Genomic DNA, 25,466 nt, shown 5'->3' with positions numbered 1-25,466 from the left:
GGTTGAAATCCTGAGCACGAATGGACTGCCCGGACGTTACCCGCCGGTATGGCGTCTACGACAGGGGGTCCCGGCGAGATGTTCGCTGCGTCACACGGATTACTGCTGCTTCGCGCACAGTAGTCCACCGCTTTCCCGACTGGCGAGTAATCGCAGGTCCGGCCGCTACTGTTCACGTTTGCCGCACGCGCCTACGCTTGCTCGCCATGTCACCCACACCGGTCGGAAACCGCAGGACGCGCATTCATGTGGTCAGCGATGTGCACGGCAACGCACGGGACCTCGCCCGGGCCGGCGAGGGCGCCGACGCCCTGGTCTGCCTCGGTGACCTGATCCTCTTCCTCGACTACGCCGACCCCGCGCGCGGCATCTTCCCCGACCTCTTCGGCGAGGAGAACGCCCGCCGGCTCATCGACCTGCGCACCGAGCGCCGCTTCGACGAGGCCCGTGAGCTGGGTTCGCGGCTGTGGTCCGGGATCGACGGGGACCGGGCGAAGGTCGTCGAGGCGGCCGTGCGGGCGCAGTACACCGAGCTGTTCGCCGCGTTCCCCGCCCCGACCTACGCCACCTACGGCAACGTCGACATGCCGGGCCTGTGGAAGGAGTACGCCGGACCCGGGGTCACCGTCCTCGACGGCGAACGCGTCGAGATCGGCGGCCGGACGTTCGGCTTCGTCGGCGGCGGCCTGCGCACCGAGATGCGCACCCCCTTCGAGATCAGCGACGAGGAGTACGCGGCGAAGATCGAGGCGATCGGCGAGGTGGACGTGCTGTGCACCCACATCCCGCCGGAGGTGCCCGACCTCGTCTACGACACCGTCGCCCGCCGTTTCGAACGCGGCAGCACCGCCCTGCTGGAGGCGATCCGGCGCACCAGGCCGCGCTACGCCCTCTTCGGCCACGTCCACCAGCCGCTGGTCCAGCGGATGCGGATCGGGCCCACCGAGTGCGTCAACGTGGGGCACTTCGCGGCCACCGGGCGGCCCTGGGTGCTGGAGTGGTGAGCGGCGGCACCGCGCGGCTCCCGGTCGGCGCTGGTGGGGCGGACACGGTTGACGTCGGGCCGGGCGCCGCGCGGTAGCCTTCACGCTGCACCCACGTGCGCACACATCCTCAGTACGGCCCGCATCTGGAGGAGCCACGGCGATGGCGGAACACACCAGCTCGAGCACCACGATCGAGGCGGCACCGGCCGACGTCATGGCGGTCATCGCCGACTTCGCCCGCTACCCGGACTGGACCGGTGAGGTGAAGGAGGCGGAGGTCCTCAAGGCCGACGGGCAGGGCCGTGCCGAGCAGGTCCGGCTGGTCATGGACGCGGGCGCGATCAAGGACGACCAGACCCTCGCCTACACCTGGACCGGCGAGCACGAGGTCTCCTGGACGCTGGTGAAGTCCCAGATGCTGCGCTCCCTCGACGGCTCCTACCTGCTGAAGCCCCTGGGCGACGGGACCACGACCGAGGTGACCTACCAGCTCACCGTCGACGTCAAGATCCCCATGCTCGGCATGATCAAGCGCAAGGCCGAGAAGGTCATCATCGACCGGGCCCTGGCCGGGCTGAAGAAGCGGGTGGAGTCGGGGGCGCGCTAGCCCGGCGGTGCCGCCCGGAGCCGGGGCGGCCCCGCGGACCCGCCGGCCGTACGGGCCGAGGCGCGTCCCAACTGCGTGACCGGCCACCCCCCGCGGGCAGCCGGCCCCACGCAGCCCGCCCGGGGCAGCAGCCCCACCGGGCCGCGCGACCACCTGCGCGCCACCCCCACCGGCCCGCAGCACGCCCGTACGCTCCCGCCCCGCCCGCCCGCCCGTGGCACGCCCGCACGCTCCCGCCCACCGGGCCGCGGGAGACCCGCACGACCGCGCGACCGCCCCGCCCGCCCACGCGAGCGCCCGCGCCCCGCCTGCACGCAGCACGCCCCCGCCCCGCCGGGCCGCGGGAAACCCGCGCGACCGCGTGACCGTGCCCCGCCCGCCCACGCGAGCGCCCGCGCCCCCTCGCTCCGCCCGCCCGTGGGAGCCTGCACGCCCCGCCGGGCCCCGGGGAGGGAGACCCGCGCGACCCCAGCCCGCCCGCCCCGGGCGCGTGCCGGGCAACCGCGCCGCCACGTGCGCTTCTGTACCGTTCACCCCCATGCGCACCCTCCTGATCACCGGCCAGAGCGGCGCCGGCCGCACCACCCTCGCCGCCGCCACCGCGCTCGGCGCCGCCGACGAGGGCACCCGCACCCTCGTGCTCGGCACCGACCGCACCGACACCCTCGGCGCGGCCCTCGGCACCCCCACGGGCCCCCGCCCGGTGCGCATCACCCCCACCCTCACCGCGTGGCGCCCCGACGCGACCGCCGCCTTCCGGGACGACCTCGCCGCCTTCCAGGACCGGGCCTCCGCCGTCCTCGACCTCCTCGGCGCCGCCCGCCTGGACGCCGAGGAAGTCACCCCGCTCCCCGGCGCGGAGGAACTGTCCGTCCTGCGCGCCCTGCGCGACGCCGCCCTCTCCGAGGCCCACGACCTGATCGTCGTCGACCTCCCGCCCACCCCCCAGGCCCTCGCCCTCCTCGCGCTCCCCGGGGAACTGCGCCGCTACCTGCGCCGCCTCCTGCCGCCCGAACGGCAGGCGGCCCGCGCCCTGCGCCCCGTCCTCGGCCGGCTGGCCGGGGTGCCGATGCCCGCGGAGTGGCTGTACGAGACCGCCGCCCGCTGGGACGTCGAACTGGCCGCCGTCGAGGCCGTCCTCGCCGACCGCGCCACCCGCGTCCGCCTGGTCGCCGCCCCCACCCCGGCCGGCGCCGACGCCGTCCGGCACGCCACGCTCGGCCTCGCCCTGCGCGGCCACCGCCCGGAGGCGCTGCTCGCGAACCGGGCGTTCCCGGAACCGGGCGGCGAGGCCGACGGCTGGCTGGCCGGGCCGCTCGCCCAGCAGCGCAAGGTCCTGGCGGAGTGGGACCAGGCGTACGACGTCCACCCCGTGCCGCACCTCGGCCGCGACCCGCGCGGGGCGGACGATCTCGCCGCCCTTCCGGTGCCGGCCGTCACGTCCGGCACCACCACCGTCGAGTGGCCCGTCACCGACCGTCTCGCCGAGGACGGCGTCCTCGTCTGGCACATCCCGCTGCCCGGCGCCGTCCGCGACGACCTCGACCTGATCCGCCGCGGCGACGAACTCGTCCTCACCGCCGGTCCGTTCCGCCGTATCGTTCCGCTGCCGTCCGCGCTGCGCCGCTGCACCGTCGACGGCGCGGGCCTGCGCGAGGGCGAACTGCGCGTCCGGTTCGCCCCGGACCCCCGGCTGTGGCCGCACGGCCGGTGAAGCGGCCGGGTCCGTTCGGGTAACGTCGGAGGGACGAAACGCAGTCAGGAGGCCGCCATGAGCGAAGAGCGCCCCACCCACGACGCGGCTCACGAGCAGGCGGCCGACGAGACTCGTCCGCCGGGCGACCCGGACGCCTGGGCGACCGCCTGCGCCGAGGACCTGGAGGCGGAGCGGGCCCGGCGCCGCGGCGGGCGGGAGCAGCCGCCGCCCGGCTCCGCCGCCGAGGAACTGCGCAAGTTCGTCGACACCGCCCTCGACAAGCTGGCCGGACTCCAGTCCCCGCTGCTCGGGGCGGTCGCCGGCCCCGCCGCGCAGCAGGTGGTGCAGCAGGTCGTCGAGCAGGCCAAGGCGGCCGTCGAACCGGTCATCGAGCGCAACCCGGACGTCTTCGACCACCTGGCCGCCGCCGGCCAGGAACTCCTCGCCGCCTACCGCTCCGCGGTCCAGGCCCAGGAGAACCGCTGGACCGGCGGCACGGCCGGGGCCCGGGGGACCGGCGGGCCGAAGGAGCCGGGTGATCCCTCCGACCCCCGCCGCGATCCGGGCGAGGGCACCGGGCCGGGGCAGCGCATCGACCTCGACTGACCCGCTCCGCGGGTTCCCCCGCCGGCTTCCCCTCCTGCCCAGCGGGCGGACGACGGGAACCTGACGGCAGGCCCCTCGGGTACGGTTGGCCGTAGCGGGGCTCGACCGAAACTGAGGGATTCATGGGACTCACCATCGGCGTCGACATCGGCGGCACGAAGATCGCGGCCGGCGTGGTCGACGAGGAAGGCAACATCCTCTCGACCCACAAGGTGCCGACCCCGGGCACGCCCGAGGGCATCGTGGACGCGATCGCCTCGGCGGTGGAGGGTGCGCGCGCCGGCCACGACATCGTCGGCGTGGGCATCGGCGCCGCCGGCTACGTCAACCGCCAGCGCTCCGAGGTCTACTTCGCGCCCAACATCGACTGGCGCAACGAGCCGCTGAAGGAGAAGGTCGAGGCCCGCGTGGGCCTTCCCGTCGTCGTGGAGAACGACGCCAACGCGGCCGCCTGGGGCGAGTACAAGTTCGGCGCCGGCAAGGGCCACCGCAACGTCATCTGCATCACGCTCGGCACCGGCCTCGGCGGCGGCATCATCATCGGCAACAAGCTGCGCCGCGGCCACTTCGGCGTGGCCGCCGAGTTCGGCCACATCCGGATGGTGCCGGACGGGCTGCTGTGCGGCTGCGGCTCGCAGGGCTGCTGGGAGCAGTACGCCTCCGGCCGCGCCCTGGTCCGGTACGCCAAGCAGCGCGCCAACGCCACCCCGGAGCGCGCCGAGGTGCTGCTCGGGCTCGGCGACGGCACCCCCGACGGCATCGAGGGCAAGCACATCTCCATGGCCGCCCGCCAGGGCGACCCGGTCGCCGTGGACTCCTACCGCGAGCTGGCCCGCTGGGCGGGTGCCGGCCTCGCCGACCTGGCCTCGCTGTTCGACCCGTCCGCGTTCATCGTCGGCGGCGGCCTGTCGGACGAGGGCGAGCTGGTCCTGGACCCGATCCGCAAGTCGTACAAGCGCTGGCTGGTGGGCGGCAACTGGCGCCCGGTCGCCGATGTGATCGCCGCCCAGCTCGGCAACAAGGCGGGCCTCGTCGGCGCGGCCGACCTGGCCCGGGAGCCCGACCCGATCATGTGACACCCGCACGCGCACGGTGCCCGTCGTTCCCCTCGTGGGCGGCGGGCACGGGCGTATCTTGATCCGCATGGAGACGACGCCGCCCCCGCTGCCCAACTCCACGACCGAAGCCGACGGTTCCGCCGTCGTGCGCGTGCTCAGTTACAACGTCAGGTCCCTGCGGGACGACACCGGCGCCCTCGCCCGGGTGATCTCCGCCTGCGCCCCGGACCTCGTGCTCGTGCAGGAGGCCCCCCGCTTCTTCCGCTGGCGCAAGAAGCTGGCCCGGCTCGCCGGCGCCGCCGGCCTGGTGGTCCTCTCCGGTGGCGGTACGGCCGCCGGGCCCGCCCTGCTCTGCTCCCTGCGGGCCACGGTGGAGCGCACCGAGGACGTGCTGCTGCCGCTCACCCCGGGACTGCACCGGCGCGGTCTCGCGACCGCCGTGGTGCGCTTCGGAGGCGCCCGGCTGGGCGTGGTGAGCTGCCACCTCAGCCTGCAGAAGGACGAGCGGTACGAGCAGGCCGGCATGGTCCTCGACCGGCTCGCGGGAATGGGCGTGGAGCACGGGGTGGTGGGCGGCGACATCAACGAGCGGCCCGACGACCGGGCCTTCCGGCGGCTGGCCGCCGGTCTCCAGGACTGCTGGGCGACCGCGCCCTGGGGCGGCGAGTTCACCTCCACGCCGGCCGGCCCGCACCAGCGGATCGACGCCGTCTTCGCGACCAAGGGCGTCGAGGTGCTGGGCTGCGGCGTGCCGCTCGGTCACCCGGGCGTCTCGGCGGACGATCTGAGGGCGGCCACCGACCACCTGCCGGTCCTCGCCGTCCTCAGGGTGCCCGCGGGCTGAGGACCGCCCCGGGTTCGCGCGCGAGCGGAGGGTGGCCCTGAGGGAACCCGCGGACCGAGGACCGCCGTCCTCAGGGTGCCCGCGGGCTGAGGACGGGCCTCAGCTCGCACGCGAGTGCAGGGCGGCCCTCAGGGAACCCGCGGACCGAGGACCGCCGTCCTCAGGGTGCCCGCGGGCTGAGGACCGCCCCGGGTTCGCCCGCGAGTGGAGGGCGGCCCTCAGGGAACCCGCGGACCGGCGATCGCCCTCAGGACGCCCGCCGACCGAGGACCGCTCCCGGGGCGGCCACGGGCCGGAGGCCGCCCCCAGGACGCCCGAGGGTTCACCCGCCGCACCCGGGGTGCCCGTGGCCGGGGGTCAGACGACGGCGCCGCGGCCGGGGTCGTCGTCCTCCTCGTCGTCCGTGCGCATCCGCATCACCAAGGTGGCGAAGCCGCCCACGAAGCCGCCGATGCCGAGGGTGGTGAGCCACCAGGTCATGTCCCAGCCCAGCAGGACCGCCAGCAGGAGCAGCACCGGGCCGCCGATCACGGCGAGCCAGGCGAACTTCGCGGTGGCGTCGGCGGCGGGCAGCGGGGGCGGCTCCGGCGGCACGAAGTGGCCCTCGTCGCCGTCGTCGAAGTCCTCCTCGGCCGGCTCGGACACCGTGTAGTCGCGCGGGCCGGTGCCGACGCCGGGGGCGAAGGAGACGGAGCTGCCCAGCGGCTTCGGTGTCTCCTTCTTCGGCGGGTCCTTCCTCGGCGGCTCGTTCCGCGGAGCCTCGCCCCCCTCGCCGTCGTTCGTCCCGGTCTCCAGCAGGGCCAGGTCCTCCACCGACTTGAACGGCTTGGCGCCCGGCGGGTCCGGCGGCTCCTCGCCGTACCCGGCGACGATCGCGGCCCAGGCGGCCTCCTCGTCGAACGGCACCGGCTGTTCCCCGCCGTCGCCGCCGGGGCGGCCCGCGCCGCCCTGCCGTGCCTCCGCGCGCTCGCGGCCCTCGCGGTCCTCGCGTTCCTCGCGGTCCTCGCGGTCCGAGCCTTGCTCAGCCACCTGCGGCCGTCCCTTCGTTGCCGACGCCGACACCGGGTGCGAGCCGGCCGACGAACGCCAGGCTTTCCTCGAAGATCCGGTCCGCGTCATGGTCCAACGTCGCCACGTGGTAGCTCTGTTCCAGCAGCACCTCGGTCACATCGGTGGACGAGACCCGGCTGAGCACCCGGGCCGAGTCGGCGGGCGGCACCACGTGGTCCTGCGGGCTGCGCAGCAGCAGCAGCGGCTGGGTGACCTGCGGCAGCTCCCGGTCGACGACCCGGAAGAAGGACCGCAGGGAGTGCGCGGCGTGCAGCGGCACCCGGTCGTAGCCGACCTCCACGCCGCCCGGCCGGGCGATGTCGCTGGCGATGCCCCGGGTCGTGCGGACCAGGTGGCGGGCGACCGGCAGGGCGTACGCGGACAGGCCGTGCACCTTGTTCGCCGGGTTGACGACGACCACGCCGCCGATCGCGTCCCCGTGCCGGGCCGCGAGCCGCAGGGCGAGGGCGCCGCCCATGGACAGTCCGGCCACGAACACGCGCGCGCAGCGCGCGCGCAGGGCGTGCAGCTCGCGGTCCACCTCGGCGTACCAGTCCTGCCAGCCGGTGAGCTGCATGTCCTCCCAGCGGGTGCCGTGCCCGGGGAGCAGCGGCAGGGAGACGGTCAGGCCGTGCCCGGCCAGGTACTCCGCCCAGGGGCGCAGCGACTGCGGGGAACCGGTGAAGCCGTGGCAGAGCAGGACGCCGACCTCTCCGCCCTCGTGGCGGTACGGCTCGGCTCCGGGGAGGACCGGCACCTTCGGTCTCCTGTTCATCTCAGGGGTTGCGTCGGAACGGGCGTGAAGCAGAGTGCGGGTGTTGCTTCACCGTACGCGACCGCACTGACACCGACCAGGGCCGTCGGGCACTCGGGGCGTGCCCGGTCCGGCCTCCGGGTTAAGGTCTGATCCACAGACACAGGAGGCACTCGGTTGTTGTACGGCGCGATGAAGGTCACCGTCGGGGGTTCGCTGAAGCTCGTCTTCAGGCCCTGGGTGGAGGGCCTGGAGAACGTTCCCGCCGAGGGCCCCGCGATCCTCGCGAGCAATCACCTGTCCTTCTCGGACTCGTTCTTCCTGCCCGCGGTGCTCGACCGGAAGGTCACCTTCATCGCGAAGGCCGAGTACTTCACCACCCCCGGGGTGAAGGGCCGGCTGACCGCCGCGTTCTTCAAGGGCGTCGGCCAGCTCCCCGTGGACCGCTCCGGCGCCCGCGGCGCGGGCGAGGCGGCCGTCAAGAGCGGCATCGAGGTGATCGAGCGCGGGGAGCTGTTCGGCATCTACCCCGAGGGCACCCGCTCGCCCGACGGCCGGCTCTACCGGGGCAAGCCCGGCGGCCTCGCGCGCGTGGCGCTCGCCACCGGCGCGCCCGTCATCCCGGTCGCCATGATCGACACGGAGAAGATCCAGCCGCCCGGCAAGGTCGTCCCCAAGGTCATGCGGCCCGGCATCCGCATCGGCAAGCCCCTCGACTTCAGCCGCTACCAGGGCATGGAGCACGACCGCTTCGTGCTCCGCGCGGTGACCGACGAGGTCATGTACGAGATCATGAAGCTCTCCGGGCAGGAGTACGTCGACATGTACGCGACCGCCGCCAAGCGGCAGATCGCGGAGGCGGCCAAGGCCGAGAAGGAGGCGGCGAAGGCGGCCAGGGCCGCGCTCGCCCAGGCCGAGAAGGACCAGGCCGACAAGGAGAAGGCACACCGGGACCAGTCGGACCGGTGACGGTCCGGGCCCCGGACGCGGCTCCGGGGCGGGGGGTGGGGACATGGCCAGGCGCGAGAGAGTCATGAGGATGTCGGTGGAGCAGCCGCTGTGGCGTGCGCTCGCCGGGTTCCGGGTGCTGGGCATGCTGTACGCGGTCGGTCTGTTCTGCACCGCCTACGGCGAGTTCCCGCGCCCCTGGATCGCGATCGGCTACTTCGCGGTCCTGGCCGGGTGGACCCTGGCGACCCTGCCCAGGGTCGCGAACGAGGCCGCCTGCACCAAGCGCTTCCTCGCCGTCGACCTCACCATCGCCGTCACCGGCATCCTGCTCACCATCGCGGCCGACGCCCACGAGCGGATCGTCGAGGGCGGCCCCACCCTGCCGTCGATATGGACCGCCGGATCCGTCCTGGCCTTCGCCGTCAAGGGCGGCTGGCGGTGGGCGGCCTTCGCCTCCACCGCGGTCGCCGTCGCCAACCTGATCGAACGCGGCGCGCCGGCCCGCGACACCGTCCACAACGTGATCCTGGTCTGGATCGCCTCCATCGCCATCGGCTACGTCGTCGAGGTCGCCCGCGCCTCCGAGCGCACCCTCGCCCGCGCCCTGGAGATCGAGGCCGCGACCCGTGAGCGGGAGCGGCTCGCCCGGGACATCCACGACAGCGTGCTCCAGGTGCTGGCCATGGTGAAGCGCCGCGGTGCCGCGCTCGGCGGCGAGGCGGCCGAGCTGGGCCGGCTGGCCGGCGAGCAGGAGGTGGCGCTGCGCACCCTGGTCTCCGGCGGGCTCGTCCCCGTCTCCCGGGTCTGCGAGGACACCGCCCGGGGTGCGGTCGTGCGCGCCGTGGAGGAGCCGGACGACGACGGCACCGACGGGCCCGTCGACCTGCGCGGCCTGCTCCTGCCGTACGCGGGCGCCCGCATCCAGGTCGCGGAGCCCGGCGCACCGGTCACCCTGCCGGCGAACGCCGCCCGGGAGCTGGCCGCGGCCGTCGGCGCCGCCCTGGACAACGTCGGGCGGCACGCCGGGGAGCACGCGCGCGCGTGGATCCTCATCGAGGACGAGCCCGACGAGGTGATCGTCACCGTCCGCGACGACGGGCCGGGCATCCCCGAGGGGCGGCTGGCGCAGGCCGAGGGCGAGGGCCGGATGGGTGTGGCCCTGTCCATCCGGGGCCGGCTGCGCGACCTGGGCGGCAGCGCCGAGCTGGTCTCCACGCCCGGACAGGGCACCGAGGTCGAACTGAAGGTCCCGAAGAGCGAACCGATGGCACGGGGGAAGCGATGAGCGAGCAGCAGACGATCAAGGTCATGGTGGTCGACGACCACCCGATGTGGCGCGACGCCGTCGCCCGCGACCTGGCCGAGTCCGGCTTCGACGTGGTCGCCACCGCGGGCGACGGCGAGCAGGCGGTGCGCCGCGCCCGGGCCGCCGCCCCCGACGTGCTGGTCCTCGACCTGAACCTGCCCGCCAAGCCGGGCGTCCAGGTCTGCAAGGAGGTCGTCGCCGCCGATCCCGCACTGCGCGTGCTGGTGCTGTCCGCGAGCGGGGAGCACGCCGACGTCCTGGAGGCGGTGAAGTCCGGCGCGACCGGCTACCTGCTGAAGTCGGCGTCGACCGAGGAACTGCTGGACGCGGTGCGCCGCACGGCCGCCGGCGACCCGGTGTTCACCCCGGGCCTCGCGGGCCTGGTCCTCGGCGAGTACCGCAGGCTGGCCTCCGAGCCCGCGCCCGCGGCCGGCACCGACCAGCCGGGGGCGCCCCGCCTCACCGAGCGGGAGACCGAGGTGCTGCGCCTGGTCGCCAAGGGCCTGAGCTACAAGCAGATCGCCGAGCGACTGGTGATCTCCCACCGCACGGTGCAGAACCACGTACAGAACACCCTCGGCAAGCTCCAGCTCCACAACCGGGTGGAACTGGTGCGGTACGCCATAGAGCGAGGCCTCGACGAGGAGTAGCACCCACGGGCCGCCGACCGCCAGCGGCACCGGCGGAACGCCTGCGCGGTGCCGCCCGAAGGGGGAACTATATTCACCGGAAACCACGACAGAAGCGGCCGAACCCCCGGAGGGACCCCGTGGAGATCCTGGCGTTCGGTGTGCAGGCCGACGAGAAGCCCCTGATCGAGGCGGCGTTCGCGGGCCATCACCGGGTCCGCTGCCTTGACGTCTTCCTCAACGAGGACACCGCCCCGATCGCCGCGGGCTACGAGATCGTCTCCAGCAGCGTCAACGCCGACCTCGCCGGGCGGGTGCTGGAGATCCTCGCGGCCGGCGGCACCCGGATGATCGCCCAGCGCTCCACCGGCTTCAACAACATCGACCTGCCCACCGCCGAGCGGCTCGGGATGACCATCGCCCGCGTCTCGTACTACTCGCCGTACGCGGTCGCCGAGTTCGCCTGGGCGCTCGCCATGGCGGTCAACCGGCGTGTCGTCCGCGCCTCCACCCGCACCCGTGACTTCGACTTCCGCCTCGACGGGCTGATGGGCCGCGACATGCACGGCCGCACCGCCGGCGTGCTCGGCACCGGCAAGATCGGCGAGGCCTTCACACGGATCGCGCACGGCTTCGGCATGCGGCTGCTCGGCTGGGACATCGCCGAGAACCCGGCCTGCGTGCGGCTCGGCATGACGTACGTCCCCAAGGAGCGACTGCTCGCCGAGTCCGACCTGGTCACCCTGCACGTGCCGCTGACTCCGCAGACCCTGCACCTGATCGACGCGGACGCGCTGCGGTCCATGAGGGACGACGCGATCCTGGTGAACTCCAGCCGCGGCGGCCTGATCGACACCGCGGCCCTCGTCGCCGAACTGCGCGAGGGCCGCTTCACCGGCGTCGGCCTCGACGTCTACGAGGCAGAGGCGGGCCTGTTCTTCCTCGACAAGTCCCTGGAGGCCGTCCCGGACGACATCCTGGCCCGTCTCGTCACCTTCCCGAACGTCCTGGTCACCTCCCACCAGGCGTACTACACGCGGGAGGCCGTCGGCCAGATCGTCGGCACGACCGTGCGGAACGTGCTGGACTACCGGGCCGGGCGCCGCTCGGAGAACGTGCTGGTGCCCCGCAGCTGACCGACCAGCTCCCGGACCACCGCCGCGCCGTTCAGCGTCAGCACCGACTCCGGATGGAACTGCACCCCCGCGAAGCCGGGGCCGCGCAGCGCGTGCACCTCCCCGTTTGCGGCCCGGCTCACCTCCACCCCGTGCGCCGCCAGCTCCGCCGCCGCCGCGTCGTCGCAGCGGGCCGTGAAGCTGTTGTAGAAGCCGACGGTCTCCGGCCGCCCGAACAGGTCGATCTCCGTCTGCGCCCCCTGGTACGGCACCTCCTTGCGGACGATCTCCAGCCCCAGCTCGGCCGCGATCAGCTCGTGCCCGAGGCAGACGCCGAGCACCCCGTGCCGGTGGGTGCGCAGGGCCTCGGCGGCGAGCCCCCGCAGGAACCGCATCTTCGGGTCGTCGACGTCCCCGGGGTCCCCCGGCCCGGGCCCCAGCACCAGCGGCCCGTCGTGCGCGAGCACCGCCTCCCGCAGCCCCGGCTCGTCGTAGCGCCGCACGGTCACGTCGAGCCCCCCGGCCCGCAGGACGTGCGCCAGCATCGCGGTGAAGGTGTCCTCCCCGTCGACGACCAGCGCGTGCCCGTCCAGCTCCGCGGACCGCTCCTGCATCCGCAGCCAGAACGGCGCCAGCGAGGCCCGCCGCCCGTCCAGGACGGCCCGCACCCGCGGGTCGTCGGCCAGCCCCGGCCGTGCGGCCTGCGCGCGCGGCCGCGACGGCCGCACCCCGAGCGCGGCCAGCACCCCGGCGGCCTTGGCGTGCGTCTCGGCGACCTCGCCCGCCGGGTCGGAACCGCGCACGAGGGTCGCGCCGACCGGCACCCGCAGCCCGCCGGCGGCGTCGATGTCCGCCGTACGGATCAGGATGGGTGAGTCCAGCGTCTGTGCCCCGCCGGAGTCCCGGCCGAGCAGGGCGAGGGCGCCCGCGTAGTAGCCGCGCCCCCCGCTCTCGTGCCGCTCGATGACCCGGCAGGCGTTCTGCACGGGCGAGCCGGTGACGGTCGCCGCGAACATGGTCTCCCTCAGGACCTCCCGCGCGTCCAGCGAGGACCGCCCGCGCAGCTCGTACTCGGTGTGCGCGAGGTGCGCCATCTCCTTCAGCCGCGGCCCGACGACCACCCCGCCCATGTCGCCGACGGTGCACATCATCTTCAGCTCCTCGTCGACGACCATCGACAGCTCCTCGATCTCCTTGCCGTCGGCGAGGAAGGAGAGCAGGTGCTCGGGGGTGGGCCCGCCGGCGGGGTAGCGGTACGTGCCGCTGATCGGGTTCATGACGACCGTGCCGCCGCTCATCCGCACGTGCACCTCCGGGCTGGCCCCGACCAGCGTCCGTTCCCCGGTGTGCACCACGAACGTCCAGTACGCGCCCCGCTCGCCGGCCAGCAGCCGCCGGAACAGCGCCAGCGCGTCGGCGCGGCCGAACCCGGGGATCCGGCCCCGGTAGTTCCGCCGGATCACGAAGTTCGCGCCCTCGCCGCGCCCGATCTCCTCCTCCAGCACCCGTCCGACGATCCCGGCGTACTCCTCGTCGGCGACGTCGAAGCCGCCGTCCTCCACCGCCACCTCGTGCGCCGGCAGCCGGTCGAGGGCCTCGGCGAGGGGGATGGCGTGGGACTCCTCGGGGGTGAGCACCAGCAGCGGGGTGCCGTCGTCGCGGACGTCGAAGCCCCGCTCGCGGATCTGCCGGAACGGCACCAGGGCCAGGCCCTCGTCGGGCAGCTCGGCGAGCCGGTCGCACTCCGTCACCGGGCCGATCAGCAGTTCGACCGTGTCGTGGTCGAGCCCGGGGGTGCGGCGCCGGAGCAGGGCGAAGGGGCGGGGGTCGTGGAGCAGGTCGGGCAGATGCATGGTCCGTGTCTTCCTTCTCGGTGAGTGGTGCGAGGAGGAACGACCCGGGTTCACGAACACCGAAGGCCGCCCCTCGGGCGGCCTTCGCGAAGTCTTGCGTACGCGCAGTCAGTGGGCCGCCGGACGAGCGGTCCACCACCAGTTCGAGTTCTGGGTCGAGTGCGCGAGCATGCGCCGCACCCTACCGCAAGCGCCGCGCCGGATCACGCGGATCGCGGCGTCCGGTCCGGCCTATGATCGTTTCTTTGGCATGTTCCAGACCATTTCCGAAGGGGTGGGTGTGTCTCTCACACGCAGACTCAGGCCGCTGGCCTTCGTCGCGGCCGCGGCCGCGCTGTTCTCCGGTCTCACCGCACCGTCCGCCACGGCCGCCGACGCGCCCACGATGACCAGGCTGACGCTCAGCGGCGACCAGTTCCGGATGACCGACACGAGCTACGTGGCGGCGACGAACAACCTGTACAACAACCACCTCACCGACCACGCCGACCTCACCGAGGTGCTCACCACCGAGCAGACGACGAACTCTGCCGGGGCGGCCGACCCCTGGCTGAACCTGCGCTCCATGCGGGCCTGCGCCGGCGCCGAGACCAAGGCGCTGCCCCCGGTGGACAGGGCGGTCTCCTGGTGCTGGTCGTCGGCCCACGGCGACGACGACACCGGGCGCTGGTGGCCCCAGGGCATGAGCAGCACCGGCACGGCCGACGGGGGCGACGGCGCCATCCAGGGCAAGCGCGCCCTGGCGGTCGCCTGGCACTACAAGACGTACGCGCGGGACGCCGCGGCGGACAGGACCGGCTGCCGCACGAACAACCTGCTCAAGCTCAGCCTCATCGACCGGGACACCGGCAAGTACCGCCACGTGCTGCTCGTGGAGCCCACCAGCACGTCGTCCACCGCCTCGAACTTCACGTTCGTCACCGGTCACGGCGGCGGGATCGTCTGGTACGCCAACTACCTCTACGTCACCGACACCGCGGGCGGCATCCGCGTCTTCGACATCAACAAGCTCGCCAAGGTCGACACCTACGGCTCCGGCGTCGGCACCTACGGCATCAGCGGCGGCAGGTCCAGCGCCTGCGGCTACCCCTACGTGCTGCCCCAGGTCCACTACTACAAGCAGGCCTCGCCGCCGCCCTCGGGCGGCTGCAGCGCGGACGCCGTCGAGGGCGTCCCCGACCCGGACTCCCTGTGCTACTCGTGGCTCTCCCTGGACAAGACCGGCGGCGCCCCGTTCAAGCTGGTCACGGGCGAGTGGTTCGGCGAGGCGAGCGGCGGACGGGTGGTGCGCTACCAGCTGAACCCGACGAGCTCCGCGACCTATCCGGGGCTGCTGAACCTGTCCGGCGGCAAGACGGTCGTCCAGGACGCCTACGCCGCGACCCGCTACCGCGGCCTCCAGGGCGGCACCACCTGGACCGACGCCCAGGGCGTGCTGCACTTCGACTTCCACAAGGGCTGCGGCACCAAGCCGGCCGTGTTCTCGCACACCTGGGCCGGTGACACCCGGCCCCCGACCGCGTGCACCAGCAACGACCTGTCCACCGGCAACTGGGCGGTGGGCACCCCGCAGGCCCTGAGCTACTGGCCCAAGCTCGGCACGGAGCCGGTCGAGGAGCTGTGGGGCCTGACCGAGCACATCTGCCCGAGCAACGCGCTCAAGTCCTCGTACCCCGAGGACTTCACCGCCGTCGACCCGGCCAAGGGGGACGGTGACGCCTGCCTGGGCTACGACAGCGACACCTCCCTGTCGCTGCGCACGGTCTTCGCCGTCGGCTTCGACGACCCCGCCGTGCAGAACCTGCACTGATCCCGTCCGGCGGGCCCGCACCCCCGGCCCGGCCGGGGGTGCGGGCCCGCCGGCTGTCCGGGGACCGTCGGGTCCGTCTCATTTGCTGGGCGGGGTCCGGAAGCCCGGACATCACCCCGTAATGTTGAGGTCGTGACCGTGAACGCTAAGACCAGCGCGAGCGCTGGCAACACCTGGCGAGACCTGCCCGCGGCGCAGCAGCCCGAGTACCCCGACCCCGAGGCTCTGCGCGCAGTGATCGCGGACCTCGAGTCGTATCCGCCGCTCGTCTTCGCGGGCGAGTGCGACCAGCTGCGTGCCCGGATGGCGGCCGTCGCCAGGGGTGAGGCGTTCCTCCTCCAGGGCGGCGACTGTGCCGAGGCGTTCGATGCGGTGTCCGCCGATCAGATCCGCAACAAGCTCAAGACGCTGCTGCAGATGGGGGCGGTGCTCACGTACGCGGCGTCGGTGCCGGTGGTGAAGGTGGGGCGGATCGCCGGCCAGTACTCCAAGCCGCGTTCCAAGCCGACCGAGACGCGTGACGGGGTGACCCTGCCGGTCTACCGGGGGGACTCGGTCAACGGGTTCGATTTCACGCCCGAGTCGCGGATCCCGGACCCGCAGCGGCTGAAGCGGATGTACCACGCCTCGGCGTCGACGCTGAACCTGGTGCGGGCGTTCACCACCGGCGGGTACGCCGACCTGCGCCAGGTGCACGCCTGGAACCAGGACTTCGTGCGTTCCTCGCCTTCGGGGCAGCGGTATGAGCAGCTGGCCCGGGAGATCGACCAGGCGCTGAACTTCATGCATGCCTGCGGGGCGGACCCGGAGGAGTTCAAGACGGTCGAGTTCTACGCGTCGCACGAGGCGCTGCTGCTGGACTACGAGTCGGCGCTGACCCGGGTGGACTCGCGCACGGGGCGGCTGTACGACGTGTCGGCGCACATGGTGTGGATCGGTGAGCGGACCCGGCAGCTGGACGGGGCGCACATCGAGTTCGCGTCGAAGATCCGCAATCCGGTCGGGATCAAGCTCGGTCCGAGCACGACGGCCGAGGAGGCGCTGCGGTACATCGAGCGGCTCGATCCGGAGCGGGAGCCGGGGCGGCTGACGTTCATCGTGCGGATGGGCGCGGACAAGATCCGTGACCGGCTGCCGGAGCTGGTGGAGAAGGTCACCGCGTCGGGTGCGGTGGTGGCGTGGGTGACCGACCCGATGCACGGCAACACCTTCGAGGCGGCCTCCGGGCACAAGACCCGCCGTTTCGACGACGTGCTCGACGAGGTCAAGGGGTTCTTCGAGGTCCACAAGGCGCTGGGCACCCATCCCGGCGGCATCCACGTCGAGCTGACCGGCGACGACGTCACCGAGTGCGTCGGCGGCGGCGACGAGATCTTCGTCGACGACCTCCACCAGCGCTACGAGACCGCCTGCGACCCCCGCCTCAACCGCAGCCAGTCCCTCGACCTCGCCTTCCTCGTCGCGGAGATGTACCGGGACCAGTGAGGTTCCGGCCGCTGACCGGCGATTCTCAGCCATGCAGTGGGGCGCGGATCACATACGATCCGCGCCCCACCGCTCTTTCGCGGGTCCTGCGGCGTAGGTAAGGTTAGGTTAGCCTCACCGACGAACGGGGACGGCACCACTCAAGCGATCCCTGCGGGAGGTGAACCGCGTGTACGTCTGCTCTTGCTTCGGCGTCACCGAGCAGCAGGTCAAGCAGCACGCGGAGAACGGCGCCTGCACCCCCCGCCAGATAGCCTCCGCCTGCAAGGCGGGTACGGACTGCGGCTCGTGCGTGCGCCGCATCCAGGCGATCCTCGGCCGCGGTGCGTGCCCCCGGCGGGAGCTGGCCGACCAGGGCAAGCCGGTGCTCGCCGGCCTCGACGAGGCGGCCTGACCCCCCGGCGGACCGGCGCTCCGGCCGCTCAGCTCTCCGGCTGCTCGATCAGCTGCGCGAGGTAGAGCGCCTCACCCAGCTTGTCGATCAGGTCGAGCTGGGTGTCGAGGTAGTCGATGTGGTGCTCCTCGTCCTCCAGGATCGACTCGAAGATGTTCGCCGACGTGATGTCGCCCTTCTCGCGCATCACCTTGATCCCGCGCTTGAGCCGGTCGATCGCCTCCACCTCGATCTCCCGGTCAGCCCGGAACATCTCCGTGACCGTCTGCCCGACCCGCACGTGGAACAGCCGCTGGTAGTTCGGCAGCCCGTCCAGGAAGAGGATCCGGTCGGTCAGCACCTCGGCGTGCTTCATCTCGTCGAACGACTCGTGCCGCGTGTACTTGGCGAGCTTCGTCCAGCCGAAGTTCTCCTGCATCTTGGCGTGCAGGAAGTACTGGTTGATCGCGGTCAGCTCACCGGTCAGCTGCTCGTTGAGGAACTCGATGACCTCGGGGTCGCCCTGCATCGCAGAGGCTCCTTCCACACGGAGGAACGGGGAGGTTGCCGCCGCATGATTGCACCGCCTCTCGAAGATCGTCCAGTAAGTGCGTACTTAGTAAGTAAGTGCATGCTTACTGCTGGTTGCCCGATTCCCGGCCTGCGCGGTCATGTGCACCGGCCGGGGTCTGTCAGGATGGAGACATGGGTCATCCGGTGGAGCGCGAAACAGGAGAAGCAGCACGGTCCGAGCTTCCGCCGGGGCAGCGAGTGCAGCGCGGCTGGCCGGTGACGCACTACGGTCCGGTGCCGAAGTTCCGGCCCGAGCGCTGGGAGTTCAGGGTCTTCGGGGCCACGGCCGACGGTGAGAAGCACGGCTGGACCCACGAGGAGTTCACGGCCCTGCCGTACACCACCGTGGTCGCCGACCTGCACTGCGTGACGAAGTTCAGCATGCTGGGCGCCGAGTGGGGCGGGATCCCCGCGCGGACCATCCTGGAGATCGCGCCGCCCGCCCGGAACGTCACCCATGTGATGGTGTGGGCCGAATACGGCTTCAGCTCGAACCTGCGCCTGTCCGACTTCGCCGACGAGCGCACGATTTTCGCCACCCACAAGGACGGTGAACTGCTCACCGCCGAGCACGGCTTCCCGCTCCGCCTGGTGGTGCCGCACCTGTACGCCTGGAAGGGCCCGAAGTGGGTCCGCGGGGTGGAGTACATGACCACCGACCGCCGCGGCTTCTGGGAGGAGCGCGGCTACCACAACATCGGCGACCCGTGGAAGGAACAGCGCTACTCGTACCAGGAGGAGCCCGGGGACGGCCCCGAGCTCTGACCTGCGCTTTCCCCGGACGTCCGGCTCACATCTCGCGGAGCTTCTTCAGCCGCTCCACGTCCGCGGCGTGCCCCTCCCTGCCGCCGGGCGTCTCGATGACCAGCGGCACGCCCTCGGTGGCGGGGTGCGTCATCAGCGCCCGGAACGGGTCCTCGCCGATGTGGCCGGCGCCGATGTTGGCATGCCGGTCCTTGTGCGCGCCCACCACGTCCTTGGAGTCGTTGGCGTGGATCAGTTTCAGCCGCCCCTCGCCGACGGTGTCCACCAGCAGGTCGAGGGTCTGGTGCATCCCGCCCGGGCCGGTCAGATCGTGCCCGGCGGCGAAGATGTGGCAGGTGTCCAGGCAGACACCCAGCTTCGGATGGGCGTCCAGCGCCTCGAAGTACGGGCCGAAGTCCCAGGTCCGGGAGCAGAGCGACGAGCCCTGCCCGGCCGTCGACTCCAGCAGCAGGAACGGGTCGTCGTCGTGGGTCAGCTCGTCCAGCAGCGGGAGCATGTGCTCCCGCACCTGCTTCAGCGCCACCGGCCGGTCCCGCCCGCCGGTCGCGCTGCCGGTGTGCACGACCACACCGAGCGCGCCGATCTCCCGGCCGCGCCGCAGCGAGTGCCGCAGCGACCGGACCGACCGCTCCACGGTCGCCTCGGTGGGCGAGCCGAAGTTGATCAGGTACGGCGCGTGCACGTACGCCGGTATGGACTCCGCCGCGCAGGCCGCCCGGAACGTCTCGTCCTGCCGCGGATCGCCGGCCGGCGTGGCCCAGCCGCGCGGATTGGCGACGAAGACCTGCACGGTCTCCGCCCGCAGTTCACGGGCGTACGACAGGCCCACGGAGCTGAGGCCGCCGGCCACGGGGACGTGACTGCCGACGGGATTGCGGAGGGGACCGGGAACTTCGCTCTTCACCCGTTCAGGGTGTCATGGACCGTCCCGTGCCCCCGCCCGCGGAGCGTGTGCGCCGCATCTCAGCGGATGGTGATCGTGATCGTGGAGCCCTTCGGTGCCGTCTCGCCGCCCTCCACCGACTGGCTCCTGACGGTGTCGCCGAACAGGCCGAGCAGACCACGGTCCTCGTCCACCTGGAAACCGGCGGCCTCCAGCGCGTCCTTGGCGTCGTCCACGCTGTCCCCGACCACGTCGGGGACCTCGACCGGCACCGGGCCCTTGGAGACCGTGAGGGTCACCGTGTCGCCCTGGGCGGCCTGCCCGCCGGGGCCCGGGCTCTGCCGGGCGACCTGCCCCCTGTCGTACTCCGAGTGCACCTGCCGCTCGGCGACCCGTACTTTCAGACCGGCCTCCCGGAGCTCCTCCCGGGCGTCGGCGAGGTCCTTGCCGCCGACGTCCGGGACCTCGACCGGGCTGCCCTTGCTGACGGTGAGCGCGATCGCGGAGCCCGCCTTGCGCTCGGTGCCCGCCACCGGCTCGGTGCCGGTCACGAAGCCCTTCGGGACGTCCGTGCTGAACTCCCGGGTGACCATGCCGGGCTCCAGGCCCTCGTCCTCCAGCACGCTGCGCGCCTTGTCGAGGCGGTAGCCCGCCAGGTCGGGCACCTTCACCGTCTGCGGGCCGTCGGAGACGGTCAGCTTCACCGAGTCGTTCTGCCGTATGCGGCTGCCCGGCTCGGGGTCGGTGCTGATGACGGTGCCCCGCCGGACCGTGTCGCTGTAGGCGTGCTCGACGTCACCGACCTCGAGACCGGCGTCCTCCAGCCGCCGCTCGGCCTGCTCCTGCGTCTTCGCCAGCACCGGCGGGACCCGCGTGAACTGGCCGGAATTGATGTACCAGACGCCCGCGCCGACCCCGAGGACCAGCAGGACGGCGGCGACGAGCGTGACGACCGCGCGCGGCGGCCGGGGGCGGCGCCGGGGCGCCGGCGCGGGCGGGACGGGCGGACGCTCCAGCCGGCTGGTCCGGTCGACCGGCGGTGCGGCGTCCTCACCGTCCCCGTCGACCGGCAGCGGGCGCGGCACCGTCAGCGAGCGCGGGATCACGCTGGTGCGGTCCTCAGCGTTGTCGTGCCCGGCCGCCAGCGCCTGCGGCGGGACCGCGTCGAGCTGCTCGTCGCTCAGTGCCGCCCGGGCCTCCAGGGTCTGCGCGAGCAGCGCCACGGCGTCGTGCGGCCGCATCCCCGGGGTCCGCGCGGTCGCCGACGCGACCAGTTCGTCGAGCGCGTACGCCAGGCCCGGCACGGCCGCGGAGGGCGGCGGCACGTCCTCGTGGAGGTGCCGGTACAGCACCTGGGCGGGCGTGTCCCCAGCGTGCGGCTTGCCGCCCGTCAGCATCTCGTACAGCACCACGCCGCACGCGTAGACGTCCACGCGGGGATCGGCGGTGCCCTGCTCGATCTGCTCGGGGGCCAGGTAGGAGACCGTGCCGAGGACGGCGCCGGTGGTGCTGGTGACCGTGTCGACCGAGCGGACCAGGCCGAAGTCGGCGACCTTTACCCGGCCGTCGTCCCCGATGAGGACGTTCTCCGGCTTCATGTCGCGGTGCACGAAGCCCGCGCGGTGCGCGGCGCCGAGGGCGGCCAGCACCGGCTCCAGGATGTCCAGCGCGGCCCTGGGCGCGAGCGCGCCCCGCTCGCGCAGCACGTCCCGCAGGGTGCACCCGGCGACGTACTCCATCGCCAGGTAGACGTACGCCCCCTCGGCGCCCTGGTCGAAGACCTGCACCACGTTGGGGTGGGCGAGCCGGGCCACCGACTTCGCCTCCCGGATGAACCGCTCCACGAACGAGGCGTCCGCCGCCAGCGTGGGGTGCATCACCTTCAGCGCGAGCACGCGGTCGAGGCGGGTGTCCACGGCCCGGTAGACCGTGGCCATCCCGCCGACCGCGATCCGCGCCTCGACGCGATAACGCCCGTCGAGCAGCTGCCCGACCAGAGGGTCCTGAAGGGTCGTGTCCACGCGGTGAGTCTACGAGCCGCCACCGGCGCGGCCTGCCGCTCCGGGTGTCCCGGGGGCGGACTGCAGCAGACCTGTGACCGTCCCCGGGCGCCGGTGGATCAGAAGGCCGGGCGCTCCGGGTCCAGGCGGGCCCGGCCCTCCACGGGGGAGGACGCCTCGGCGAAGTGACGGCGGGGGATGCGGCCCGCGCGGTGGGCCAGCCGGCCCGCCTCGACCGCGTGCCGCATGGCCTCCGCCATCAGCACCGGCTGCTGCGCCCGGGTGACCGCCGAGGCGAGCATCACACCCGCGCAGCCCAGTTCCATGGCGAGCGCCGCGTCGGACGCCGTGCCGGCACCCGCGTCCAGGATCACCGGCACGCGCGCGTGCTCCACGATCAGCTCGAAGTTGTGCGGGTTGCGGATGCCGAGCCCGGAGCCGATGGGCGAGCCGAGCGGCATGATCGCGGCGCAGCCCACGTCCTGGAGCTTGCGGGCCAGCACCGGGTCGTCGTTGGTGTACGGCAGCACCGTGAACCCGTCGTCGACCAGTGTCTCCGCGGCGTCCAGCAGCTCGATCGGGTCCGGCAGCAGGGTGCGCTCGTCGGCGATGACCTCCAGTTTGACCAGGTCCGTGCCGAGCGCCTCGCGGGCCAGCCGCGCGGTGAGCACCGCCTCGCCTGCGGTGAAGCAGCCCGCCGTGTTCGGCAGCACCCGGATCCCGAGCCGGTCCAGCACGGACAGCACCGAGCCGTGCACCTCCGGGTTCACCCGCCGCATCGCGACCGTGGTCAGCTCGGTCCCGGAGGCCACCAGGGCCCGCTCCAGGACCTCCAGGCTGGGCGCGCCGCCGGTGCCCATGATCAGCCGGGACGTGAGGGTCGTACCACCGAGGACGAAGGGGTCGTCGGCCATGGGTCAGCCTCCTTGGACGGCGGTGAGGACTTCGACGCGGTCTCCGTCGGAGAGCGCGGTCGTCGCCCACTGCGCGCGCGGGACGACGGTTTCGTTGAGGGCGGCGGCCACTCCGGAGGGCGCCGCGGTGAGCGTGCGCACCAGGGTGTCGAGGGCCGTGCCGGGCGCGACCTCGCGGGTCTCGCCGTTGACCGAGATGTTCATGCGGGCTGCTCCGTGAGTGCGGCGGTGAAGCGCCGGGGGGAGAACGGGCGGGCCTCCTCCGGCAGTTCACCGGTGGTCAGGGCGTGTGCGAGGGCGTCGCCGGTCACCGGGGTCAGCAGCACCCCGTTGCGGTAGTGGCCGGTGGCCAGCAGCAGGCCGTCGAGGGCGGTGGGGCCGAGCAGCGGCGCGTTGTCGGGGGAGCCGGGGCGCAGCCCCGCGCGGGTCTCCGTCAGCGGCAGCTCGGTGATGCCGGGCACCAGCTCGTGGGCGTCGCGCAGCAGCTCGTAGACGCCGCCCGCGGTCACCGTGGTGTCCCAGCCCAGCTCCTCGCTGGTCGCGCCGACGACCAGCTCGCCGTTCTCGCGCGGCACCAGGTAGACGTGGCTGCCGCGGACCACGGCCCGGACGGTCCGGCTCAGAAACGGCGCGTACCGCACCGGCACGGTCAGCCGCAGCACCTGCCCCTTCACGGGCCGCACCGGCGGCAGGACCTCCGCCGGGACGCCCGCCAGCCGCCCGCTGAGGCTGCCGGCGGCGAGGACGACCTGCCCGGCGGACAGCACGGTCCCGTCGGATGTGACGACGCCCGTGGCCCGGTCCCGGACGACGGTGAGCCGCTCCGCGCGGACGCGGTGGAACGCCACCCCCGTCCGCTCGCACGCCGTCACCAGCGCCGCCGCGAGCCGCCGCGGGTCTATCTGGTGGTCGCCGTCGACCCGCAGGCCCCCGCGCACACCCGGCGCGAGCATCGGCTCCAGGCGTCGGCACTCGCGCCCCGACAGCCACTCCGACCGAAGGCCCGACTGCCGTTGCAGGGCGTGCAGTTCGCGCAGGTGGGCGCGGTCGTCGGCGTCCAGCGCCACGGCGAGCGTGCCGCACCTGCGGTAGCCGAGGTCCTGCCCGGTCAGCTCGGTCAGCTCGGCCGTGAACTCGGGGTAGCGGCGCGCGGAGGCGAGGTTCAGGCCGAGCAGGGTCTCCTCGCCGTAGTGCAGTTCGGTGACGGCGGCGAGCATCCCGGCCGCCACCTGGGCGGCCCCGCCGCCCGGTTCGGGGTCCAGCACCGCCGTGGCGAACCCGCGCTGCGCGGCCCGCCAGGCCGTGACCAGGCCGATGATTCCGCCCCCGACGACCAGGACGTCGGGGGTGACGTCGGATCCGACGTCTGATGTGTCGGACGTACGCGACATGGGCGTCCAGCCCCTCCCTTCGCCGGCATGACCCGGATCAGGTTCGTACGGTCGGAGGCCGCCAGCCTCCCTCTCAGCCCGGTGCGTCCGGGCTCCCGCGAGTGCTCTACGTTGGCCACCCTAGCCCGCCGCCGCACGTCTCAGTAAGGGAGCCTCCGCCCGTGGCCCGTACTCTGGACGGTCTCGTCCTCGCCCCCGTCGCCGACCAGGACCCCGGCCAGGTGGGCACGCGCACGCGGTTCGCCTACCACGAGCGGGACGGCGAGGTCTGGGCCGAGTACGCGGGCGGCGACGTCGTCCGCGGGCACCTGGTGGGTACCCGGGAGGGCGACCGGCTGGACTTCCGGTACGTCCAGCTCACGCGCGACGGGGCCACGTCCTCGGGGCACTGCGTGTCCCGGGTGGTGGAGCTGCCCGACGGGCGGGTGCGGCTGGAGGAGACCTGGGAGTGGGAGTCCCGGCCCGGCCGCGGGACGAGCGTGGTCGAGGAGATTCCCGCGGATGTGCAGCAGGTCACGGGTGACGGCCGCTGACTGACGGTCTGTCAGGTGTCTATGGTGATCAGGTGAGCGAGCAGACGCAGCAACGGGAACCGTCCGCACCGCGGCGGGTGGTCGTGGCCGGCGCGGGCATGGCCGGGGTGCAGACCGCGGTCGCCCTGCGCGAACTGGGCTTCACCGGCACGGTGACCCTGATCGGCGCGGAGCCCCATCAGCCGTACGACAGGCCACCGCTGTCCAAGGCTGTCCTGCTCGGCACCGCCGAGGGCTCCGCCTTCGACGTCGACTTCGAGGCGCTCGGCATCGAGCTGCGCCTCGGCCGCGAGGTGCTGGGCGTGCGCCCCGCCGGCCACGAGCTGGACACCGAGGCCGGACCGGTGCCGTACGACGTCCTGGTCGTCGCCACCGGCGCCGCGCCGGTCCCGCTGCCGGGCGCCGAGGGCGTGCCCGGCGTGCATCTGCTGCGCACCCTGGACGACGCCGAGCGGCTGCGGCCGGTGCTCGGCCGGCAGCACGACATCGTGGTCGTCGGCGCCGGCTGGATCGGCGCCGAGTTCGCGACCGCCGCGCGGGAGGCGGGCTGCGCGGTCACCGTCGTGGAGGCCGCCGGCCGGCCGCTCGCCGGGGCGCTGCCCGCGGAGGTGGCCGCCCCGATGGCCGCCTGGTACGCCGACGCCGGGGCCGAGCTGCGGACCCACGCGCGCGTGGAGCGCGTCGAGCCGGGCGCGGTGGTCCTCGGCGACGGCACGCGGCTGCCCGCCGGGGCCGTGGTCGTCGGCATCGGCGCCCGCCCCGCCACGGCCTGGCTGGCGGGCTCCGGCATCGAGCTGGGTGCGCACGGCGAGGTCGTCGCGGACGCCGGTCTGCGCACCTCCGCCCCGGACGTGTACGCCGTCGGGGACTGCGCGTCCTTCCCCTCCGGGCGCTACGGCGAGCGCCTGCTCGTGCACCACTGGGACAACGCCCTCCAGGGCCCCCGCACGGTCGCCGCGAACATCGTCGGCACCGCCACCGGGGAGCCCCCCGCCGTCTACGACCCGGTCCCGTACTTCTGGTCCGAGCAGTTCGGCCGCTTCGTCCAGTACGCCGGGCACCACGCCTTTGCCGACACCCTCCTGTGGCGCGGCGACCCCTCGGGGCCGGCCTGGTCCGTCTGCTGGCTGCGCGAACGGCGACTGGTCGCCCTGCTGGCGGTGGGCCGCCCGAGGGACCTGGCCCAGGGCCGGCGCCTCATCGAATCGGGCACCCCGATGGACGCGGAACTGCTCACGGACCCGAGCCGGCCGCTGAAGTCGGCGACGGCCTGACCGGCCGGCG

General features: G+C 73.4%; 26 protein-coding genes and 1 riboswitch. Of the genes, 16 read left to right on the top strand and 10 right to left on the bottom strand.

The genetic code is table 11. The features are described from left to right. Window positions 1-206: 206 nt before the first annotated feature. The 6 genes from SGLAU_RS09590 to SGLAU_RS09565 all read left to right on the top strand — a co-directional run bounded on the left by SGLAU_RS09590 (window position 207) and on the right by SGLAU_RS09565 (window position 5,797). Window positions 207-1,004 (top strand): metallophosphoesterase family protein, encoded by a 798-nt coding sequence (locus tag SGLAU_RS09590; RefSeq protein WP_078957653.1) that lies wholly within the window; start codon window positions 207-209, stop codon window positions 1,002-1,004. Window positions 1,005-1,146: 142 nt separating this feature from the next. Next, window positions 1,147-1,593 carry an SRPBCC family protein gene (locus SGLAU_RS09585; protein ID WP_043500130.1) on the top strand — a complete coding sequence of 149 codons (447 nt, stop codon included), beginning with the start codon at window positions 1,147-1,149 and terminating at the stop codon, window positions 1,591-1,593. Window positions 1,594-2,131: 538 nt separating this feature from the next. Next, window positions 2,132-3,307, top strand: coding sequence for an ArsA family ATPase (locus SGLAU_RS09580; protein WP_043500129.1), 1,176 nt, complete (start codon window positions 2,132-2,134; stop codon window positions 3,305-3,307). 57 nt (window positions 3,308-3,364) lie between these two features. Beyond that, on the top strand, window positions 3,365-3,895 hold the full coding sequence (locus SGLAU_RS09575) for a DUF5304 domain-containing protein (RefSeq protein ID WP_043500128.1): 531 nt from the start codon (window positions 3,365-3,367) through the stop codon (window positions 3,893-3,895). 122 nt (window positions 3,896-4,017) lie between these two features. Beyond that, window positions 4,018-4,971: an ROK family glucokinase gene (locus SGLAU_RS09570; protein WP_043500127.1), complete on the top strand. Its 954-nt coding sequence runs from the start codon at window positions 4,018-4,020 to the stop codon at window positions 4,969-4,971. Between the two features lie 67 nt (window positions 4,972-5,038). After that, window positions 5,039-5,797 carry an endonuclease/exonuclease/phosphatase family protein gene (locus SGLAU_RS09565; protein ID WP_043500126.1) on the top strand — a complete coding sequence of 253 codons (759 nt, stop codon included), beginning with the start codon at window positions 5,039-5,041 and terminating at the stop codon, window positions 5,795-5,797. A 357-nt stretch (window positions 5,798-6,154) separates the two neighbouring features. Here the strand turns inward: SGLAU_RS09565 and SGLAU_RS09560 are convergent, their stop codons facing one another. Together SGLAU_RS09560 and SGLAU_RS09555 are read right to left on the bottom strand one after the other, a co-directional pair. After that, a complete protein-coding gene (locus SGLAU_RS09560) occupies window positions 6,155-6,826 on the bottom strand; it encodes a hypothetical protein (RefSeq protein WP_043500123.1) in 672 nt (223 codons plus the stop codon). Then, window positions 6,819-7,604 (bottom strand): alpha/beta hydrolase, encoded by a 786-nt coding sequence (locus SGLAU_RS09555; protein WP_043500122.1) that lies wholly within the window; start codon window positions 7,602-7,604, stop codon window positions 6,819-6,821. The genes SGLAU_RS09560 and SGLAU_RS09555 overlap by 8 nt, the downstream gene beginning before the upstream one ends. 189 nt (window positions 7,605-7,793) lie before the next feature. Between SGLAU_RS09555 and SGLAU_RS09550 the strand changes: the two genes are divergently transcribed. From SGLAU_RS09550 to SGLAU_RS09535, 4 genes are all read left to right on the top strand, one after another. Then, the gene (locus SGLAU_RS09550; RefSeq protein ID WP_043506440.1) at window positions 7,794-8,570 is read left to right on the top strand and encodes a lysophospholipid acyltransferase family protein; all 777 of its coding nucleotides are present in this window, start codon (window positions 7,794-7,796) and stop codon (window positions 8,568-8,570) included. A 43-nt stretch (window positions 8,571-8,613) separates the two neighbouring features. Beyond that, a complete protein-coding gene (gene macS, locus SGLAU_RS09545; RefSeq protein WP_043500120.1) occupies window positions 8,614-9,837 on the top strand; it encodes a MacS family sensor histidine kinase in 1,224 nt (407 codons plus the stop codon). Further along, window positions 9,834-10,508: a response regulator gene (locus SGLAU_RS09540; protein WP_043500118.1), complete on the top strand. Its 675-nt coding sequence runs from the start codon at window positions 9,834-9,836 to the stop codon at window positions 10,506-10,508. The genes macS and SGLAU_RS09540 overlap by 4 nt, the downstream gene beginning before the upstream one ends. Window positions 10,509-10,627: 119 nt before the next feature. Beyond that, window positions 10,628-11,623 (top strand): 2-hydroxyacid dehydrogenase, encoded by a 996-nt coding sequence (locus tag SGLAU_RS09535; RefSeq protein ID WP_043500117.1) that lies wholly within the window; start codon window positions 10,628-10,630, stop codon window positions 11,621-11,623. On the opposite strand, the gene SGLAU_RS09530 is transcribed toward SGLAU_RS09535, so the two are convergent. After that, complete coding sequence (locus SGLAU_RS09530; RefSeq protein ID WP_043500115.1) at window positions 11,575-13,455, bottom strand: anthranilate synthase family protein; 1,881 nt, start codon at window positions 13,453-13,455, stop codon at window positions 11,575-11,577. The genes SGLAU_RS09535 and SGLAU_RS09530 overlap by 49 nt on opposite strands. Window positions 13,456-13,563: 108 nt before the next feature. Continuing rightward, a complete protein-coding gene (locus SGLAU_RS36925; protein ID WP_366460314.1) occupies window positions 13,564-13,626 on the bottom strand; it encodes a trp operon leader peptide in 63 nt (20 codons plus the stop codon). A gap of 109 nt (window positions 13,627-13,735) precedes the next feature. Between SGLAU_RS36925 and SGLAU_RS35900 the strand changes: the two genes are divergently transcribed. The 3 genes from SGLAU_RS35900 (at window position 13,736) to SGLAU_RS09515 (ending at window position 17,144) form a co-directional block, all read left to right on the top strand. After that, the gene (locus SGLAU_RS35900; RefSeq protein WP_244315190.1) at window positions 13,736-15,265 is read left to right on the top strand and encodes a hypothetical protein; all 1,530 of its coding nucleotides are present in this window, start codon (window positions 13,736-13,738) and stop codon (window positions 15,263-15,265) included. A gap of 132 nt (window positions 15,266-15,397) precedes the next feature. Then, window positions 15,398-16,750 carry a class II 3-deoxy-7-phosphoheptulonate synthase gene (locus SGLAU_RS09520; protein ID WP_043500114.1) on the top strand — a complete coding sequence of 451 codons (1,353 nt, stop codon included), beginning with the start codon at window positions 15,398-15,400 and terminating at the stop codon, window positions 16,748-16,750. Window positions 16,751-16,919: 169 nt separating this feature from the next. Next, the gene (locus tag SGLAU_RS09515; RefSeq protein WP_043500113.1) at window positions 16,920-17,144 is read left to right on the top strand and encodes a bacterioferritin-associated ferredoxin; all 225 of its coding nucleotides are present in this window, start codon (window positions 16,920-16,922) and stop codon (window positions 17,142-17,144) included. A gap of 28 nt (window positions 17,145-17,172) precedes the next feature. Here SGLAU_RS09515 and bfr read toward each other — a convergent pair whose 3' ends face one another. Then, window positions 17,173-17,652 (bottom strand): bacterioferritin, encoded by a 480-nt coding sequence (bfr, locus tag SGLAU_RS09510; protein WP_043500112.1) that lies wholly within the window; start codon window positions 17,650-17,652, stop codon window positions 17,173-17,175. Window positions 17,653-17,828: 176 nt separating this feature from the next. On the opposite strand from bfr, the gene SGLAU_RS09505 reads away from it, so the two are divergent. Continuing rightward, entirely contained in the window at window positions 17,829-18,461 is a 633-nt protein-coding gene (locus SGLAU_RS09505; RefSeq protein ID WP_043500111.1) for a sulfite oxidase-like oxidoreductase, read from the top strand. Between the two features lie 25 nt (window positions 18,462-18,486). Here SGLAU_RS09505 and SGLAU_RS09500 read toward each other — a convergent pair whose 3' ends face one another. The 5 genes from SGLAU_RS09500 to thiO all read right to left on the bottom strand — a co-directional run bounded on the left by SGLAU_RS09500 (window position 18,487) and on the right by thiO (window position 23,649). Then, complete coding sequence (locus tag SGLAU_RS09500; protein ID WP_043500109.1) at window positions 18,487-19,365, bottom strand: deoxyribonuclease IV; 879 nt, start codon at window positions 19,363-19,365, stop codon at window positions 18,487-18,489. A gap of 59 nt (window positions 19,366-19,424) precedes the next feature. Continuing rightward, a complete protein-coding gene (gene pknB, locus SGLAU_RS09495; protein ID WP_043500108.1) occupies window positions 19,425-21,365 on the bottom strand; it encodes a Stk1 family PASTA domain-containing Ser/Thr kinase in 1,941 nt (646 codons plus the stop codon). A gap of 98 nt (window positions 21,366-21,463) precedes the next feature. Beyond that, window positions 21,464-22,258 carry a thiazole synthase gene (locus SGLAU_RS09490; protein ID WP_043500105.1) on the bottom strand — a complete coding sequence of 265 codons (795 nt, stop codon included), beginning with the start codon at window positions 22,256-22,258 and terminating at the stop codon, window positions 21,464-21,466. Between the two features lie 3 nt (window positions 22,259-22,261). Beyond that, a complete protein-coding gene (gene thiS, locus SGLAU_RS09485; RefSeq protein WP_043500103.1) occupies window positions 22,262-22,462 on the bottom strand; it encodes a sulfur carrier protein ThiS in 201 nt (66 codons plus the stop codon). Beyond that, window positions 22,459-23,649: a glycine oxidase ThiO gene (gene thiO / locus SGLAU_RS09480; RefSeq protein ID WP_052413686.1), complete on the bottom strand. Its 1,191-nt coding sequence runs from the start codon at window positions 23,647-23,649 to the stop codon at window positions 22,459-22,461. The genes thiS and thiO overlap by 4 nt, the downstream gene beginning before the upstream one ends. Continuing rightward, window positions 23,647-23,758, bottom strand: a riboswitch (TPP riboswitch). Its footprint overlaps the gene before it by 3 nt. A 52-nt stretch (window positions 23,759-23,810) precedes the next feature. Here thiO and SGLAU_RS09475 point away from each other — a divergent pair. Then, the gene (locus tag SGLAU_RS09475; protein WP_043500100.1) at window positions 23,811-24,182 is read left to right on the top strand and encodes a hypothetical protein; all 372 of its coding nucleotides are present in this window, start codon (window positions 23,811-23,813) and stop codon (window positions 24,180-24,182) included. A 32-nt stretch (window positions 24,183-24,214) separates the two neighbouring features. Then, the gene (locus SGLAU_RS09470) at window positions 24,215-25,456 is read left to right on the top strand and encodes an NAD(P)/FAD-dependent oxidoreductase (protein ID WP_208868900.1); all 1,242 of its coding nucleotides are present in this window, start codon (window positions 24,215-24,217) and stop codon (window positions 25,454-25,456) included. Window positions 25,457-25,466: the final 10 nt, after the last annotated feature.

Origin of the sequence: Streptomyces glaucescens, from assembly GCF_000761215.1 — a bacterium.
GTDB classification, from domain to species: Bacteria; Actinomycetota; Actinomycetes; order Streptomycetales; family Streptomycetaceae; genus Streptomyces; species Streptomyces glaucescens_B.
Note: the sequence above shows the minus strand (reverse complement) of the source record. Positions and strands in the feature narration are given on the sequence as shown.